Source organism: Clostridium sp. JNZ J1-5 (assembly GCF_053901425.1).
This window is the reverse complement of record NZ_CM132773.1, coordinates 2,333,902-2,352,290: the sequence shown is the minus strand read 5'-3', so window position 1 is coordinate 2,352,290 and position 18,389 is coordinate 2,333,902. Positions and strand designations below refer to the sequence as shown.

At 30.7% G+C, this 18,389-nt stretch carries 12 protein-coding genes; 3 read left to right on the top strand and 9 right to left on the bottom strand.

Features of this window, described 5'->3' with window-relative positions; genetic code table 11:
• Positions 1-31: 31 nt before the first annotated feature.
• From ACWW38_RS11415 to ACWW38_RS11405, 3 genes are all read right to left on the bottom strand, one after another.
• On the bottom strand, positions 32-670 hold the full coding sequence (locus ACWW38_RS11415; RefSeq protein ID WP_456257677.1) for a DUF488 domain-containing protein: 639 nt from the start codon (positions 668-670) through the stop codon (positions 32-34).
• 27 nt (positions 671-697) lie between these two features.
• Positions 698-4,750, bottom strand: coding sequence for an AAA domain-containing protein (locus ACWW38_RS11410; RefSeq protein WP_456257676.1), 4,053 nt, complete (start codon positions 4,748-4,750; stop codon positions 698-700).
• Positions 4,751-4,904: 154 nt separating this feature from the next.
• Positions 4,905-5,909, bottom strand: a complete 1,005-nt coding sequence (locus ACWW38_RS11405) for a LacI family DNA-binding transcriptional regulator (protein WP_456257675.1) — start codon at positions 5,907-5,909, stop codon at positions 4,905-4,907.
• Positions 5,910-6,199: 290 nt separating this feature from the next.
• Here ACWW38_RS11405 and ACWW38_RS11400 point away from each other — a divergent pair, with 290 nt between their 5' ends.
• Both ACWW38_RS11400 and ACWW38_RS11395 read left to right on the top strand, forming a co-directional pair.
• Positions 6,200-6,892, top strand: coding sequence for a DUF421 domain-containing protein (locus ACWW38_RS11400; protein WP_456257674.1), 693 nt, complete (start codon positions 6,200-6,202; stop codon positions 6,890-6,892).
• 35 nt (positions 6,893-6,927) lie between these two features.
• Complete coding sequence (locus tag ACWW38_RS11395; RefSeq protein WP_456257673.1) at positions 6,928-7,293, top strand: DUF4363 family protein; 366 nt, start codon at positions 6,928-6,930, stop codon at positions 7,291-7,293.
• 220 nt (positions 7,294-7,513) lie between these two features.
• On the opposite strand, the gene ACWW38_RS11390 is transcribed toward ACWW38_RS11395, so the two are convergent.
• The 5 genes from ACWW38_RS11390 to ACWW38_RS11370 form a co-directional block, all read right to left on the bottom strand.
• The gene (locus ACWW38_RS11390; protein ID WP_456257672.1) at positions 7,514-8,491 is read right to left on the bottom strand and encodes a diaminopimelate dehydrogenase; all 978 of its coding nucleotides are present in this window, start codon (positions 8,489-8,491) and stop codon (positions 7,514-7,516) included.
• A gap of 93 nt (positions 8,492-8,584) precedes the next feature.
• Entirely contained in the window at positions 8,585-11,701 is a 3,117-nt protein-coding gene (ileS, locus tag ACWW38_RS11385; RefSeq protein ID WP_456257671.1) for an isoleucine--tRNA ligase, read from the bottom strand.
• Positions 11,702-12,396: 695 nt separating this feature from the next.
• Complete coding sequence (locus tag ACWW38_RS11380; RefSeq protein ID WP_456257670.1) at positions 12,397-12,990, bottom strand: type II toxin-antitoxin system PemK/MazF family toxin; 594 nt, start codon at positions 12,988-12,990, stop codon at positions 12,397-12,399.
• Positions 12,991-13,050: 60 nt separating this feature from the next.
• Positions 13,051-13,992: a CPBP family intramembrane glutamic endopeptidase gene (locus tag ACWW38_RS11375; RefSeq protein ID WP_456257669.1), complete on the bottom strand. Its 942-nt coding sequence runs from the start codon at positions 13,990-13,992 to the stop codon at positions 13,051-13,053.
• A 174-nt stretch (positions 13,993-14,166) separates the two neighbouring features.
• On the bottom strand, positions 14,167-16,728 hold the full coding sequence (locus ACWW38_RS11370) for an N-acetylmuramoyl-L-alanine amidase (protein ID WP_456257668.1): 2,562 nt from the start codon (positions 16,726-16,728) through the stop codon (positions 14,167-14,169).
• Positions 16,729-17,179: 451 nt separating this feature from the next.
• Between ACWW38_RS11370 and ACWW38_RS11365 the strand changes: the two genes are divergently transcribed.
• Positions 17,180-17,821: an MBL fold metallo-hydrolase gene (locus ACWW38_RS11365; protein ID WP_456257667.1), complete on the top strand. Its 642-nt coding sequence runs from the start codon at positions 17,180-17,182 to the stop codon at positions 17,819-17,821.
• A 73-nt stretch (positions 17,822-17,894) separates the two neighbouring features.
• Here ACWW38_RS11365 and nrdG read toward each other — a convergent pair whose 3' ends face one another.
• Positions 17,895-18,389 (bottom strand): anaerobic ribonucleoside-triphosphate reductase activating protein, encoded by a 495-nt coding sequence (gene nrdG / locus ACWW38_RS11360; RefSeq protein ID WP_456257666.1) that lies wholly within the window; start codon positions 18,387-18,389, stop codon positions 17,895-17,897.

Below are 18,389 nucleotides of genomic sequence, written 5' to 3'. Positions count from 1 at the left end.
CATATACATAAACCTAAAAAAGCTTGGAGTTTTAACTCGCAAGCTCTTTAAACTTTCTTCTATATCCTTCTTCTATTACCTTTAACTTTATATCCTTTTCACTTATGTTGTCATAATCATCATTATCTAATATATCCTGAATTGTTAACTGTAAAAACTTACTTTTTAATATTGGTTCATAAGTTACAAAAATCTCTTCTTCTATTCTCTTTTGAGTCTTAAAGCTATCTTCATCAATTATATGTTCTACTGTAACTCCATTATGCTCTAATACGTACCCAATTAAAATGCTTCTATGGCAGTTATATGGGTTTTTTTCAGAACACATAAGTGCTATCTTGTGTCCTCTTTTTATTCCCTCTACAATCTTATGTATTCCTTTTTTAAAAGAAGCACATTCCATAATTTTATCAAAATCAATATTACCTTCTTTATCAAAAGCTTCCTCTTCTTTTCTCATTTCTCCTAGTTCACGACCCATGTATATATAGTTTATACCTGATTGCTTTATACTTCTCTCTAACTGCTCTTTATTGTATTCATTATAATATTCATTTGAAAAATAAGGTTCACTTCTAACATCCATTACGCAATCTATTCCATATAACTTAATAGTATTAATAAATTCTTCTAATTTTCTTGTAGAATGTCCAATTGTATAGCAGATCATTTTTTAGCCTCCATTTATGAAAATATTTTAAGCAATTCCTTGCTTCCTTTGTACTTTATCAATTTTTTGTAAAAGCTTTTTCATTGTATCATCAGGATTTCTATAAAATTCACTTCCTTTTATCTTAAAAAATTTCCAACCAACTCTTTCAAGGCAAATCTTCTTTTCGTATTCCTCTTCCCAACTTTCTATAGATTGTTTTTCACCATCACACTCAATGGCAATTTTTCTATTAAACCCTTCTAACACAAAGTCAATCTTATACTTTCCTACTAAAACTTGAGGTTTTATTTCATATCCATTTTCTCTAAACATTTTATAAATATCTTTTTGAAATTGGGATTCAAATATATTTTTTAGGTCAATATTTTTATTGGCTACCGAGCTAAGATCTAAGCAATAACTCAACAGCTTAGCTCGTACACAATTTTCATTTAAATCTCTTAAATCTACAGAATGGAATAACCACATTTGGTTTCTTGCTCTACTGCTAGCAACATTGAATCTTCTTAAATCTGAATCCTTTGTTAAGGCTGTAAACTTCACGTTATTAGCTATTACCATAGACAAGAATATTATATCTCTCTCATCCCCTTGAAAAGAATAAGCATTTCCACAAACAAGATTCCTAGCAATCATTTCTTTTTCTCCTATTCTTTCCTTTAACAGATTCTCTATTACTTCGCATTGTGCATCTCCAAGAAGAGATATTACACCCATGCTCATTCCATTGTATCTATAATCCCTGCAGCATTCTGCTATTTTATTAACTAATGCCTCTGCTTCTTTAATATTAATAGGCTTTAGGCTATTTCGTTCTCCTTCTACTTTAATTGCTCTTATTGGAGAACCTAATTGTTCACCACTATTAAATCTCCTTAAAGGTATAATTTGATTTGAATAACATGTTCTATTGCTAAATTCAATTATCTCAGGTACACATCTGAAATGCTCTTTTAGCATTATTCTATTTGGGAATACTCTAAGAGCTGTATTGTATATGCTAGTTCTCATATCAAACCATTCGTAATGAGGTATTTCCTTTAGATGTTTATCAATAAGGTCTTGGATCTTGTCCATATCTATCCCAATAACTCCAGGACTTATCTGCTTATCATCCCCTACTATTATGGCTCTTTTAGCTCTAAATAAAGCTGAAATAGCAAAAATATCACATTGACTACTCTCGTCAATTATTACTACATCAAATAACCCAGGTGTTAAGCTAAAGGTTTCAATTACCTTATTTATAGGCATTATCCAAACAGGAATCACCTCTTTTAATCTGTCCATCTCTTTTTGAGCAAGCTTTAAATAGTTTAATGAATTTCTTCCTTTACCTTTCCCTACTCTTTTTACAGAGTCAGACCAAGCATATAAGCTCCTTTTTTCTCGTTCTTCAATTTTAGTTATTTGATTATGCCATGATTTTTTATATATAATTTTTCTAATTAAATTACTTTCTACATCTTTTTCTGCTTCTAATTCCTTTTCTATATCCTCTATCTTATATCTATTAGCTTCTTCTAATATGCTATCAAATTGTCTCCAAGTCCAAGCTATGCTAAAGTTTTTATATTTAGTTAACATGTTAAGCTTATCTTCATCGTTAAGTATTCTTCTAACTAATTTAGGACAATCTTCATAAATTTGTTGCAGTAGCAATTGTAATTCTATTATATTAGGTCCCATCTCTTTAAGCTTATCTATTTTTCGATAAGCACTTTTTAGTGATAATATGTCTAACCTTTGTATAGCTCTTGATACATCTTCAAAGCCATTAATGTTTGAAGTAAGTTTATCCATGCTTACTATATAAGCTTTTATCCTTTCGTATTCAAGTATATATTTAATACTTAATATGCCTTTTCTTAAATAATCATAGGTATCTTTTTTATACCAATCAATATTATTTAGAAAGGTAATTCCATTCATAGAATTAATTATTTTATTCTTAACTTTTATGTCCCAATTAATTATAATGTCTATCTTGTTTATAGCCTCTTCTAGGTTAACTAATGTTTCCACATTTAGATGGTCTATTTCAGCGGCACCATATTCCTTCATAGTGTTATTCCATATATTTTTTAGATTCTTTTCTGTAGAACATTGTTCAATATAAAGCTTCACTATTCTAACTTGATCCCTGCTTTCTAAAGGCTTAGAATCTATAAAACATCTTTCTAAAGTACTCTGACATTCACTATGGAAGATTTTAAAAAGCTTATTTATTTTACCCTTTTGATCATATTGCTTATATATTGTATTAAACCTATCCTCTAAAACAAAAACATCTATATCTTGTGGAATTTCTATTTTATGACCGCTTATTTCTCTCCTTATACTTCCTATTCTCTTTATATAGTAATTACATTTTAAAATTACCTGTTGAAGCACAAGTTTAAGAGTTTCTCCTTTTTGAGAACAATCTAAAACTTTCTGAAGCCATGTTCCTTCTATTTCTTCTAGCATTTTCTCTCCATTTTCTAAAAGCTTCATTATCTGTTCATATTCATATTCAGAATTATAAGATATACACCAATCTTTTACGTCTTTGCTATATTGGCTATAATTTTTTCTAATTTCATTAAATCTTTTAATTTTAGATGAAAGTTCTTCATAAGATGGTATATTATAAAGTAGTCCTCTTGTATTGTTGAATATTTCTATTTCCTCTTTGCTTGTATTACTCATAAAATATATTAATCTTGAAAATTTAGCATCTGTTATAGGTGCTTTCTTGCCTATATCCACCTTATCTTCTATCCAAGAGTATTTACTTTCATTATCCTTTAACCATTTTGCTATTCCTAATAGTTTATACTTTTTGCCGCAATAATTTATACTGCCATTTTCAACTTTTTCTGCTTCTCTTAATTTACTATACAAAAACCTCTGTCTATTTCTACATAAACTTAATTGATTTTCTAATTCCTGTGCTTCCATACTTAATAGTTTTGAATTAAGTTCAAGATTCTCAATTATTTTGTTTATAGAGTAATCAAACTCTTTTAAATTCTTTAAATCATTGCCTGCTATATTCATACATAGTGGTCTTATTTCCTCTGGTACCTTATTAATTAGTAATTTTAATGGATTATCAATTTGACTTGTTATTAATACCCTTTTTCCATGAGCCAAAAGATGGCAAATTAAATTAGCTATAGTATGACTCTTGCCGGTTCCTGGGGGCCCTTCTACCACCACACCGTAGTCTTCTGAAAGCTTCTTTACTATTTCACCTTGTTCCTTATTGTATGGCAAAGGAAATAATAAATCTTTCCCTATCACTTTCCAGTACTCTTCCTCAATCTCATTATCACTTTGAAAGTTTTCATCTACTAGAGCCTTTATGGTATCCGGAATATTTTCATTATTAGCTATTTGGCTTAGCATTTCTTCAATCTCTTTTTTCCAAGCTCTATTATTTGATTTACGAACAATTATAAGTGGTTCGCTATAAACTATTGGCTCTCTTCCTATAGTTATATTTTCTATTCCAATCCACTGCTTTTCTATCTTATTATGTAAGCTGCTTGGATTTAAATAAGTTAGAATAATCTTTAGTATTTCCTCTATAGATTCAAAATTTTCTGGTGTAGCATTTTCTTCATCTATTAAACTTTTTAATTTAATTATTTCTTGTAAGTTAGATATATTTAATTCTTCTAATATATCTATCTCTAGATTAATTTTATTGTTAATAGGCTTTAAAATAAATTTTGAATCCTTAGTGTCAAAAATCAGTTCAGCTTTTACAGTAAGCAATGGATGGGCTACTTCTTTACTCTCTGCTCTCCAAATCAAAAAACCATAACCATATACAATCTCTAATTGACAACATTCTTTTTGAAGTTTTAAGTATAATTTAAAAAAATCATCGTAAATACTAGTGTTTTTACCAATTTCCATCCAACTTCCATTAGTGCTACTTCTTTTTACAATGCCTCCACCCTTCACTAATGTTTGCTGCCAAAATATATTGTCATATTGGGAAATGTTTATGGAAGTTTTTCTATTTAGTTTTTTTACACTTTTTAGATAAGAAACAACCTTTAATAGCTTGTCCTTATTATCCATAGGTATCCCCCCTATGATACTTTATTTTACATTTCATTTTATTTATTACAAAATTTACCTTATTTTTTATTTAATTATACCATAAAATTCCAAAAGGTGGTATAAAAAAAATGTATGCCATTTCGACATACATTTCACACTAGTTTTTTTAAATTTACTTACATGAATCTCTTTCAATAAATTCATAAGGCAATACAAATACTTTTTTATCAAGAGGTTCATTATTAATTTTCTTAATAAGCATTCTTGTTGCTACAGATCCCATATCATATAGTGGTTGTGCTATTGTAGTAAGTCTTGGATAGAAAAATTCCGCACCATGAGTGTCATTAAATCCTACTACATCTATATCCTCTGGAACTTTGAATCCATTATCTCTCAATGCATTTATTGCTCCCATAGCAACCTCATCATTAACACAGAATACAGAATCGATATCCTTTGTTTTTGACAAAATGGATTCCATTGCTTCATATCCATCCTCTGCTTTTAGAGAGTATTTGCAGAAGTAAGCAATGTCTTCATCATAAGGTATTTCCTTCTTCTCAAGTCCAGCTTTATAACCTCTATATCTTATTGCACTAGCATTTATAGACTGTTTGTCAGTTCCTATATATGCTATTCTTTTGTTACCTTTCTTAACCAAGTATTCCACTACATCTATTGCTGCCTGCTTATTATCTATTACAACACTTGGGAAATCAGTTTCTCTTCCGTTTGTTTCAATTAAGACTATATGGATATTACTATCCTTTATAGTTTTAAGTATGGTTTTTTCAAGAGAGTTACTTATATATATAACTCCATCAACCATTTTTTCTCCAAGAACCCTTAAATACTCCAATTCCTTATCTGGGTCTAAGTCTGTATTACATAGTATTATATTATATTGATAAATATTAGCAACATCCTCTGCCCCTCTAACTATCTCTGGATAAATTGGATTTGAAATATCAGGGATTATTATTCCTATTGTTTTTGTCTTTTGAGTTTTCAAACTTCTAGCAACTATATTAGGTCTGTAATCTAATTTTTCTATTGCTTCTAGCACCTTTTTTTTCGTCTCTTCATTTACCACATCTACATTGTTCAAAACTCTCGAAACTGTAGCAATGGATACGTTTGCTTCTCTAGCCACATCTTTTATTGAAGTTGCCATATTACCAGCCCCTATTTATGTTATTTTTTATTTATTATACAACATAAATTATTATAAATACAACCCGTGTTTAAGCCAATGTAAATATTTACATTAATTTAACATTATATTTTTACAAAATTTAAAATAATATATAGAGCATTTTAGATACTTTCCTAATTTTCCTTAATATTTAGAATTAAAAACTTTATTTTTAACATACTAAAATTAAGTTATGTTTTAAAGGTTATTGATGACCTATAATATCGAAAATAATTCTAAAATTTGTCACTTAAATTGAGGTGAATTGCATGAATGAAGCACTAATAGTTTTAGTTAGGAGCATAATATCTTTCTTTAGCTTATTAATATTTGCCCGTTTGCTAGGCAAACAACAGATTAGTCAGCTTACTTTTTTTGATTACATATTAGGAATTACCATAGGCTCTACTGCCTCTACCCTAACTACTGATTTGACCAGTAGAGCTTGGCCACACTGGGTTGGCTTATTGGCTTGGACACTACTATCACTATTACTACAATTTATAACCATGAAATCTAAAACAGCTTCTGATTATTTAGATGACGTTCCTGCAGTAGTAATAATGGATGGAAAGATTTTAGAAGGAGCTATGAAAAAATCAAGATACAGATTAGGGGATCTCCTTGAACAATTAAGAGATAAAGGAGTATTTGATTTAACCCAGGTGGCATTTGCCATAATGGAGAAAAACGGAAAGCTATCTGTGCTTAAGAAGGCTCAATTTCAGCCTGCAACTCCCAATGATTTAAATCTAACCCCGGCCCCTGTAGCATTAAGTTCAGAGATAATTTACGACGGAATAATTATTGATGAAAACTTAAAAAACATAAATAAAGATATTAATTGGCTATATACTCAATTAAAAGCTCACAACGTTAAGGATCCATCTGAAGTTTTTGTGGCTACTTTTACTCCACCTGACACTGTTTATATAGATCTTTACAAAGATCATATGCAGTAGTTAATATCTTAGTGATATGAAAGGATGTAAAACTTATGAAAAAATTTTTCCCTTATTTGATTCCTATAACTGCCATAGCAATTTTTATTGTTGTTATGTTTAGTGGAAAATACTTGAAAAAGCCACGAAATCCATCTGAAGATGTATTAGGATTTGTACAAATGGCTATGAATCATACTAAAGCTGAAGATTGGAGCAAGGTCAAAGAAGATATAACTCATATAGATAAAGCCTGGAAAAAAGTAGTTCCCAGAATACAATTCAGTGTTGAAAGAGATGAAATATATAGAATTGGTGTAAATATAGCTAGATTAAAAGGTGGAAGCACGGCACAGGATAAATCAAGTGTTTTAATGGAACTAAATGAACTTTTAGAAAATTGGGATGAGCTTACTAAATAGAATTAAAAACTAAGGCTATTTTAAGAGATTGTCGATAACCTATAATATGGAAAATAATTTCTTATAAGCGATTCACACCAAATCTATGATTTGGTGTGAATCGCTTACTCCTTGGAGAAACCACAAGGAGTTTCCATATAATGAACTCAACAATCTTTAAAATAGCCTTTAACTTATTCTATCGGATTTACCTACCCTAAAGAATATCTACCATTTTCTATTACAATAATTCTTTTCTTAGCTCCTCTGCTGACTTAGGTGATATGTATGCAAGAGGAATGTCAAATATAGTACGTGCCCCTCTCTGACCTTCCTTTGAAAGTCTATACACAGCTCTTGCATATGCTACTATAACACTAGCAGTAAACTGTGGATTATCTCCTAATTGAAGGCTAAACTCTATTCTTTGATTTTTACCTCCAGCAGTAACTCCAGTTCTTATAACAAATCCTCCATGAGGCATTCCTGAGTGTTGCTTTGCAAGTTCTTCTTCTGTAATAAAATATACTTCGGTATCATAATCAGCAAAATAGTTTGGCATATTTTTTATGTCTTCTTCTATTTTCTTAATATTTGCGCCTTCTTCCGGTACTACATAGCAAACTCGATTGTGCTTTTCACTAACAGCTAATTCAGGATTTTCTCCAGTACGTACTCTTTCCATAGCTTTCTCTATAGGTACAGTATACTGTATTCCATTTTTAACACCATCTATTCTTCTTATAGCATCTGAGTGCCCCTGGCTTACTCCCTTACCCCAGAAAGTATAATCCTTTCCCTTAGGAAGTACAGCTTCAGATAATATACGGTTCAGAGAGAATAAACCTGGATCCCAGCCTACAGATATGAGACTTAATGTACCGGCATTTTTGGCTACTTCATCTACTGTTTTAAAGTATTCAGGTATTTTAGCATGCGTATCAAAACTATCAACTGTATTAAAATTAGCTGCTATTTCAGGGCACTGTTCTGGGAGGTCTAAGGCAGATCCTCCGCATAATAGCATTACATCAATTTTATCCTTATAATCTTCTATTTCTGAAATATGTACCATTTTATTACCTTTATTCAGCTTACTAGGGTCTCTTCTAGTAAATATAGCTTCTAATGTAAAATCAGGATTTTGAGATAATGCTAACTCTACACCTTTACCAAGATTTCCATATCCTACTATTCCCACTCTTATCTTGTTTTTCATACCAATACCTCCATTATATATCAAAACATTGATTATTTTAGAAGCACTAACCTCTTTTTAAGAAATTAGTGCTTCTATCATTATAGTGCTTTATTAACTTTCTTTTTCAACAGCTATCTTAAGATCTTCTCCATTAATCTTAAATTCTCCATATGTCTTCTCTTCATTGTATGCTATTGAAACTGTTAGAGTCTCTTTCTTTATATGATCTTCAAATTTCTTTATTACAGCTTCTAACATTTCATTGTCAGCTACATAAAGTCTTATCTTATCCGCAACTTCAAATCCGCTTTCTTTTCTTAAGTTTTGAACTTTACTTAAGATTTCACGAACGTATCCTTCTTCTTTAAGCTCTTGTGTAATTGTAGTCTCAAGTGTTACTCCTACTTCTCCTTCTCCAGCAAAAGCAAATCCTTCAAGTCCTTGCATTGTTACAAGGAGATTTTCAGAAGTAAGCTCTATTTGATCTTCTAATCCTTCTACATCTATAAATACGGATTTACCATTATTTATAGATTGAGCAAGTTCCATTTGGTTCATTGAGCTTATAGCTTTCCTTATTGCAGGAATGTATCTTCCATAAGCTTTTCCTAGTACTGGAAGGTTTGGTTTTATCTCAAAGTCAACGTATTTTGAAAGATCTGCGCCAAACTCAATATTTTTAATGTTAAGTTCTTCTTTAATTATGTCCCCATAATATTCTGGAAGAGATTTTGTGCTTACAAGCATTTCTAAAAGCGGCTGTCTATTTTTAATGTTTGCTCCATTTCTAGCGCTACGTCCAAGCTTAACAATTTTATATGCTAAATCCATTTGTCTTTCAAGTTCACTATCTACAAGGCTTAAATTATATTCTGGCCATGTGCATAGGTGAATACTTTCAATAGCATCTTTATCTAGGCTAACAACTAGGTTTTGATAAATTTCTTCTGCCATAAATGGTACAAATGGCGCTGCAACTTTAACTACAGTTGTAAGTACTTTATAAAGAGTTGTGTAAGCTCCTATCTTGTCTTCAGTAAGTTCTGTAGTCCAGAATCTTGATCTGTTACGTCTTACATACCAGTTTGAAAGTTCATCAACAAAATCTTCAAGCTCTAGTGCTGCTTGAGTAATTCTATAGTTATCTATGTGTTCTTCTACATTTTTAACTAATGTATTAAGCTTAGATATTACCCACTTATCCATAACATTTTCTGATACAAAGTCTTTATATTCTAGTGGATTAAATTGGTCTATTTCAGCATATAAAACATAGAAAGAATATACATTCCATAATGTGCTTAGGAACTTTCTTTGTGTTTCCTTTACATCCTCTTCTGAGAATCTTGTTGGAAGCCATGGTGCACTAGCTGTGTAGAAATGCCATCTTGTAGCATCTGCTCCTTCATTCTCTAGCACATCAAATGGATCTACTACATTTCCCTTTGATTTTGACATTTTAAGTCCATGCTTATCTAAAACGTGTCCTAAAACTATACAATTTTCATAAGAATTTGTATCAAATAATGCTGTAGATATTGCAAGTAATGTATAGAACCATCCTCTTGTCTGGTCTACTGCTTCTGATATAAATTGTGCTGGGAAAGTCTTTTCAAACACTTCTTTATTTTCAAATGGATAATGATGTTGAGCGAATGGCATAGAACCTGAGTCAAACCAACAGTCAATAACTTCATTAGTTCTAGTCATTTCTTTTCCACAGTGTGGACAAGCAAGTTTAACTGCATCTATATATGGTTTGTGTAGTTCTATGTTTTCTGGAACATTTATTCCTTTTTCCTTAAGCTCAGCTACACTTCCTATACACTCTCTGTGACCACATTCGCATTCCCAAATTGGAAGAGGTGTTCCCCAGTATCTATCTCTTGAGATACCCCAGTCAATAACATTTTCAACAAACTTACCAAATCTTCCTGTTCTTATGTTATCTGGATACCAGTTTATCTTATTGTTGTTTTCAACAAGTTTATCTCTAAGTGATGTCATTCTTACAAACCAGCTATCTTTTGGATAGTAAAGAAGTGGTGTATTACATCTCCAGCAGTGTGGATATGAGTGAGTAAACTTCTCTGATTTATAAAGCATTCCATTTTCTTTCATATATTCAAGTATCTTAGGATCAGCTTTCTTAACAAATAATCCTTTCCATGGTTCAACAGAATCTACAAATTTACCTTCAGAGTCAACTAAGTTGATAAGTGGTAAGCCGTATTTCTTTCCAGTTTGGCTGTCATCTTCACCATATGCTGGTGCTGTGTGTACAATTCCTGTACCATCAGTTAAAGTTACATAGTCCCCATGAACTATATAGAAAGCTTTTTCTTGTGGAACTTCAAACTTAAATAACTGTTCGTATTCTGTTCCAAGTAATTCTTCACCTTTAAATTCTCTTACTATTTCATACTCTCCTTCTAAAACTTTAGAAGTAAGGTCTTTAGCAAGAATTAAATATTCTCCGTTGTTTAGCACTTCCACATAATCATATGCTTTATTAATTGTTAATGCTACGTTACTTGGTAATGTCCAAGGAGTTGTTGTCCAAGCAAGTATATATCTATTTTCTTCTCCTTTAACCTTAAACTTAACAAATGCAGTTGCTTCTTTTACGTCTTTATATCCTTGAGCAACTTCATGAGAAGATAATGCTGTTCCACATCTTGGGCAATATGGAGTAATTCTGTGGCCTTTGTATAAAAGATCTTTTTTCCACATTTGGCTTAATGCCCACCATACTGATTCTATATAATCATTGTGATAAGTTACATATGGGTTATCCATGTCAACCCAGAATCCTAACTTTTCTGACATGTCTTTCCAAAGACTTGTATATTTAAATACGCTTTCTTTACATTCTTTAACAAACTTTTCTACACCGTATTCTTCTATTTGAGGTTTACCTGATATTTCAAGTTTCTTTTCGATTTCAAGTTCAACTGGAAGGCCATGAGTATCCCAACCTGCTTTTCTTAGAACTTTATATCCCTTCATAACTTTATATCTTGGAATTAAATCCTTCATAACTCTAGTAATAATGTGACCTACGTGTGGCTTACCATTAGCTGTTGGAGGGCCATCATAAAAAGTGAAATATTCACCCTCTTCATTTCTATCAAAGCTCTTTTGAATTACATCTTTTTCTTTCCAAAGATTTGCTATTTTTCTTTCCATGTCTACAAAGTTTGTAGAAGTTTCAACCTTATTGTACATTTCTTTATCTCCTCTCTTTCACTGCTCTGTGAAGCTAAGAATCTTATTTATTTTATACCCTAACTTTAGAATGCAACTACCATTAAATAAAAAAGCTCCGTCCATAAGGACGCAGCTGCATAAACCACCCATGTGAAAAACTTCAAGTACTAACATACTCTATTTCTTAACGCGAAATAACGGATAAACTTACTTAGCCAAAGACTTTTTCAGTTCTCGACTCCCAGGTGATTTTCTTTAAACCTTAGCTATGGGTTTCCAGCAATCCCCACTCTCTAGAAGCATACAGATTAAATACTTATCCTGTTCACAGTCATTTAATATAATATTTAAATTTTTTGTCATCAAAATCCTCAATTTACACTATATTATATTACAATAGTTTTTTGTTGTCAATTTACGCTTATTTAATTATTTTATCAAACAAAAAAGATTGGTTTTACCAATCTTCTTTGTTTCTAATATGTCTCTAATATGTTATATAATCTCCTAGCCCTTGCCAGGTATGTTATGCTATTTAAAAAAGGATAATATGAAATATAGTCTCCTAATCTTAATTAGGTATGTATTAATTCAGTGACGCTTTTATTCTATCACTATCATTTAAATTAGGCAATACTTTTTTAATACTTTTTTATTTTTTATTAAACTTTTTGCCTTATATACTAGTATTATATTCAAATTTCAAAAATAAATTACAATTCTAACGAAATTCTAAGTTTTGAATCTAAAAGTTCCATAAAATCCTTATTTAGCGTAGCGATATGTCTTCCAAGTCTAGCTTTTGAAACTACTTTAATCTGTTCTGCTAAAATAGTTCCTGTTATGTGGCTTTTTTCGCCATTTTCAAGTGTATAATCACTTTCTCTAAGTTCTATATGTACTGCAATCTTTTTAGGTCTATTAGATATTGGAGCAATAATTGTTGTTGGAGCATTCTTATTTCCAGTATCATTTTGAATTATTATTACTGGTCTAATTTTATTTTCTTCTGACCCTATATTCTGCCCCAGTTCGCAAGTCCAAATTTCTCCTCTTCTCGGAATAACTTTAATATCCCTAGATGCATTATCATTCATTATTATTTGTTCATTTACCCAAGATACATAATTATTAATCTTTTTAATGTTATAAGCCTTCTTTTTTATAGGATGCACATTATCATTTTCTCTAAGTTTATCTTTTATTATATTAACGTATATCTTCATTGCTTCTTCAATTTCTTGTTTATTTTCATTTATAAACTCTTTTAATTCTTCCTTGTTCATGTCATTCACATTTTGCTTCATAGAATATTCCCCCTTGCTTTTGAATTTAAGCCCTGCTGACCCCATGAAAAAGCTTTTTTATTACCATTTGTATATCTCTTTTAGCTGAAAAAATATTGTAACAACATAAATTATTATAGATACAATTACAGGCCAATTTATAACATTTATCTTTTCTTCTTTATAATCTATATTATTAACTCTATAAACTTTATAACTGTAGGATAACTTTTGCATAAGTAATACTATAATTCCTATACAAATTATAGCTAAGGTTAAAAGTAAAAAAAATGTATTTATTATTTGCATAGTACTTAAAGAAGCTAACCCTGATTGCTGTATTGTCTCTACCTGCTGTCCACTAAGCTTCATTAACTTTGTTGATAATTCTGACATAGCAACTTGTGTACCATTAATAGTAAAATGACATAGCATTGATGAAAATATAGAATTTGTTATTCTCACTAGATAGGCAAATATTATGCCTATAGCAAAAGCATAAAGTAGCTGATTCCCATCTAAGTGAAGCATACCAAAAAACAACCCTGTCATAATAGCAGATTTTCTTATGCTAATGTTTTTATATCCTGATAAGATTACTCCTCTCATAGTTATCTCTTCACAAATTGCTGGTGTCAATGCCACTACTCCCAATCTTATTATAAAAGGTATATCGTTGAGAGACGCAACTACTTGACTTATTCTATTTGGAAATACAAATTGAGTTATTAGTGATAAAAACATAGCTATTGGCTGAGCTAAAAGGCCTATTACAATAACAATCAACACTGTCTTAAAGCTTATTTTATTTAATTTTAATGTATCCTTAATAGGCTGCTTTGTTACTATAAAATAAATTATAGTTGGCACTATAAGTAAAAGCACTTGTGGCAAGACTAAGTATAAAGCTATTGGTAATTTTGCAGATTTAAATACAGGTACTAAAAATGCTGGAGTAACTGCATACAGAGTTAACAAAATCATTGCAAATAAATTAGATCGAAATAATCTTCTACTGTCCATTACATAAACTCCCTTTTGTATTATATGGTTTATATGGTAATAAAAAAAATCGTAATATAAATATAATAAAGGAAGAGGCACAATATTACAACTGACTTTTGTAATATTAACATCTCTTCCATTATAATTTTTGACTTAAACTTAAACTTTTATAACTTTAAATTAGTAGATATTTTACTTGCCTAGGGTTTTCATTATACCCCTTGCAATTGCTTCTGCATATTTTTGTTGATAACTTGGATCTTTAAACATTTGTTCTTTTTGAGGGTTACTTAAAAACTCTAATTCCACAAGTACAGCAGGAGCATTAGTATGTTTAACTACATATAGTCCACTTGGTTTAATTCCTCTATCCTTTGCCCCGAACTCACTTATAAGCTCAGCTTGTATATTCTTAGCTAGTGGTATTCCATTTGTTCTATCTCTATCATAGAAAGTTTCTATACCTGAAGTTGTTGGACTTCCATCTACACTATTAGTGTGTATAGATACAAAATAATCTACTTTTGCATTATTTGCTATATCACAGCGTGTCTGAAGTTCTACATTTTTATTGTTTGGCCATGGAACGTTATCACTTGTCCTAGTAAATACAACATCTACTCCATTTTTAACAAGAATATCTCCCAACTTTAAAGAAACTGCTAAAGTTATATCCTTTTCTTTAGTACCCTTTGGCCCTACTGCTCCAGAATCATATCCACCATGTCCTGGATCTATGGCAACTTTATACCTTGCTGTACTTTTAGGAGATACATTTATTGTTAAGATTACCTGTTTATCATAGTTTTTAACGCGTCCTCTAATTACGGTAGTTCCTAATTTGCTTGTATCTACAGTAGTTGTTTCCCAAACAACGTCGGCTTGTACTGTTTTCCCATCAGTATTTACAGCAGCAACTTTCATAGGTAAATAATACTTATCTCCTTGACTTACATTTACTGTAATATCATTTACTGATTTGATAGTATCATTAGAGCTGGTATAATTATTTATTATGCCTTCGGCTATACCTTCAGCTATTTTATCTTGGTAGCTAGGAGTATTAAGAAGTTTTTCCTCATCTGGATTTGATATAAAACCAGGATATACTAATATGCCAGTTCCATTAAATCCTTCTAATATATCTGAAGTTTTTTCTTTAACTCCTCTATTAACTCCACTAGTTTGAGATATCATACCATCTTGCACGTTTTCCGCAAATACTTTCCCTATAGTATCATTAGGTGAGTGATAGGTTTCTATTCCTTTCACATCAGATTTAGTATAGTAATTTGCACGAACTCTTACAAATAATCCCGCTCCAGATTCATTTGCTATTTTAGTTCTTTGTTCTATGTCACTTGCCTCATTCCAAGGAACAGTATCTCCTTTTCTTGTGTAAACTACTTCAAATCCTTTGCTTTGAAGCAAATTACCTAACTTCAAAGCTATAGCTAAATTAACATCTTTTTCTTTAACACCTGTTGGTCCTACAGAGTTTAATAGATTTGCTGCACTAGATGGATCTATGCAAACTTTAGGTTTATTTGTTATTGCCTGAGGAGTTACTGTAACCTTTAATGTAACATTTCCATTGTATCCAGCTATAGTCCCTTTATAATAGTAAGTACCTTCTTTAGATGTATCAACATAAGTTTTATCCCATTTTACACTTACCCTAGAATCTGTATTATCACTCATTACTGCATCCACTGTTGTTGGAAGCGTGTATTTCTCTCCTTTATATAATAATACAGATATATCCTTCACACTTTTTATATATGTAGCCTGTTTAGCATCTAAATATTTTAATACAGCATTTGCTATAGCTTCTCCGCTATTAGTTTTAAATGTACTACTGTTTAATATTTTTTCTTCTACAGGATTAGTTATGAATCCTAAATCTACATAAACTGCAGTTGAATTCACACTGCTTAATGTTTTTAATGTACTTTCTATTATCCCTCTATTAGGTAGTCCAGTTTTAGATGGAAGTTCATCTTGAATGTAAGAAGCTAGTTTTTTCGATTCAGTATTACCTTGCAAATAATAAGTTTCTGAACCTGAGGCGTTTGTAGATGAATATGCATTACAATGTATACTCACAAATACGCTTGCCTTAGCATCATTGGCTATCTTACTTCTAGCAGATATACTATCTTCCTTGCTCCAGGGAACGCTATCTCCTGTTCTTGTGTAAACTACTCGCACTCCATTTGCTTCCAAAATCTTTCCAGCCTTTAAGGCAACATCTAAGTTAATATCTTTACCCTTTATGCCAGTTGGTCCAACTTCAGATCCTATGTCATTAGCTGCACGTCCTGCATCTAATGCAACAACGTACCCTTTTGGAGAAACGGGTCTCTCTGTTTTGTTTTTTGTAGCAAATACCATTCTTGTTGATTCTTTTAGTTTTGTGCCTTTTGCAGACTTAACAGAATCCTTTACTATCAATGTATAGTTTTTTTCTGGTTCATATTCACCTACAGGTGATACTAATACTGTTCTGCTGTCTTTATATTCTACTTTCGCATTGACTTGACTATTACTTTCATTTAGAACTATTATATTTGATGAATTTATCGTGTTTTTATCAATATCCTCATTAAATTTTATAGTCCATATCTTATCAATTTCTGCCCCTAGCTGTTTTGGCATATCTTTATAAGAAATAGCCCATGCTTTTGAAGGTACAACTACTACAACTAATAGCACCATAACTAAAAATATTGCAATTTTTCTTATATTGTTCAAATTATCCCCCCTCCCAAAAGATTTATATAATCTAATTGTATTTTATTTGGATAAATATTTCAATAAAACCACAACATTTTTTAATTACTATTAAAAATATGATTTAATATAATATTCCTCCATAGATAACTACGATTAAATATTGAAATAGTATCATATTTATGAAAACTTATAATAAAATTCAATGCTTCATATTCAATATATCGTTATCTTAAAATTATTTTTAAGATATGAATTGCTATAAGCAAATTACCTTGGGTAATTTTATTTAGTAATGTAGGATATACTATATGCTATAATATTTGTAATAATAAGCTATATTTTAAGAAATTGCTGATTTCGTATAATAAGGAGTTTCTCATTATAATGAACTCAACAATCTTTAAAACAGCCTTAACCTACTAATAAAAAATTTTAAAATTAAGCTAAATTGTGAAAGGAAGTGTATTATATGGATATAACTTGGATTGGGCATTCCTCTTTTCTCATAAAAGATTCAAAAGGCAGAAAGATTCTAACCGATCCCTTTGATGATTCTGTAGGTTATAAAGTATTTAATGACAAAGTTGATTTAGTTACCATAAGTCATCACCATTTTGATCATGACTATATGGGTGCTGTTAAAGGTTCTCCAGAGGTTATAGATGAAGTTGGTTTATTTCATAAATGTGATATTCCTGTAGAAGGTATACCTTCATATCATGATGATGCAGAAGGTTCTAAACGTGGTGAAAATATAATTTATGTAATTACAGTTGATGGATATAAAATATGTCACTTAGGAGATTTAGGACATCTGCTTTCAGATGATGACATAAAAAAAATAGGTGATATAGATATACTTCTTATTCCAGTAGGCGGAAATTACACAATTGATGGAAAACAAGCTGCTTCTATTGCTAAGTCTATCAATAGTCATATCATAATACCTATGCATTATAAAACTCCATGCATAGCTTTCCCTATAGATGGAGTGGAAACTTTTATAACAAATATGAAAAATGGTGAAAGAATCGGAAGCCATATTCTAAAAATTAAAGAAAATCTTACTGAAAGAAATATTGTAAAAATCCTAGAACCAATGGCTCAATAAAACTTAAAATTTAAGGCCATAAATATGGGCTGCTCCAATATTTATGGCCTTGTTAATATTTTCAATAAAAATATTATTCAGAAGCTATTTCTTTATATTTTATTACATCTTTAAGTTTGATAATCCTTTGATTGCTAGAACCAGTATACTTTAGTGCTCCTTCAACTAAATTCTTTTCAAATTTTCCATCAACAAGTATATCTATATGTGACAGCAAATCTAATTTGCAAGTATCTCCACTTTCAACTATTTCTTCAAGAGTATATCCAGTATAACACCAAATATTAAGACCTTCGTTTTTTATAAACCTGGCAAGAATACTAAGTTCTTGGGCTTGTTCAAAAGGCTCTCCACCTGAAAATGTAACTCCTTTTATTAATGGAACATTGGACTTTATTCTATTTAGTATTTCTTTAATTTCTACTTCATCTCCATATTGAAATGACTGCATTTCCTTATTATGACATCCATCACAATTATGATTGCATCCTGATAGAAATAGGGCACTTCTAAGACCTTTCCCATTTACCATGGTATTATCTAAAAATCCAGCTACCTTTAACTTCAT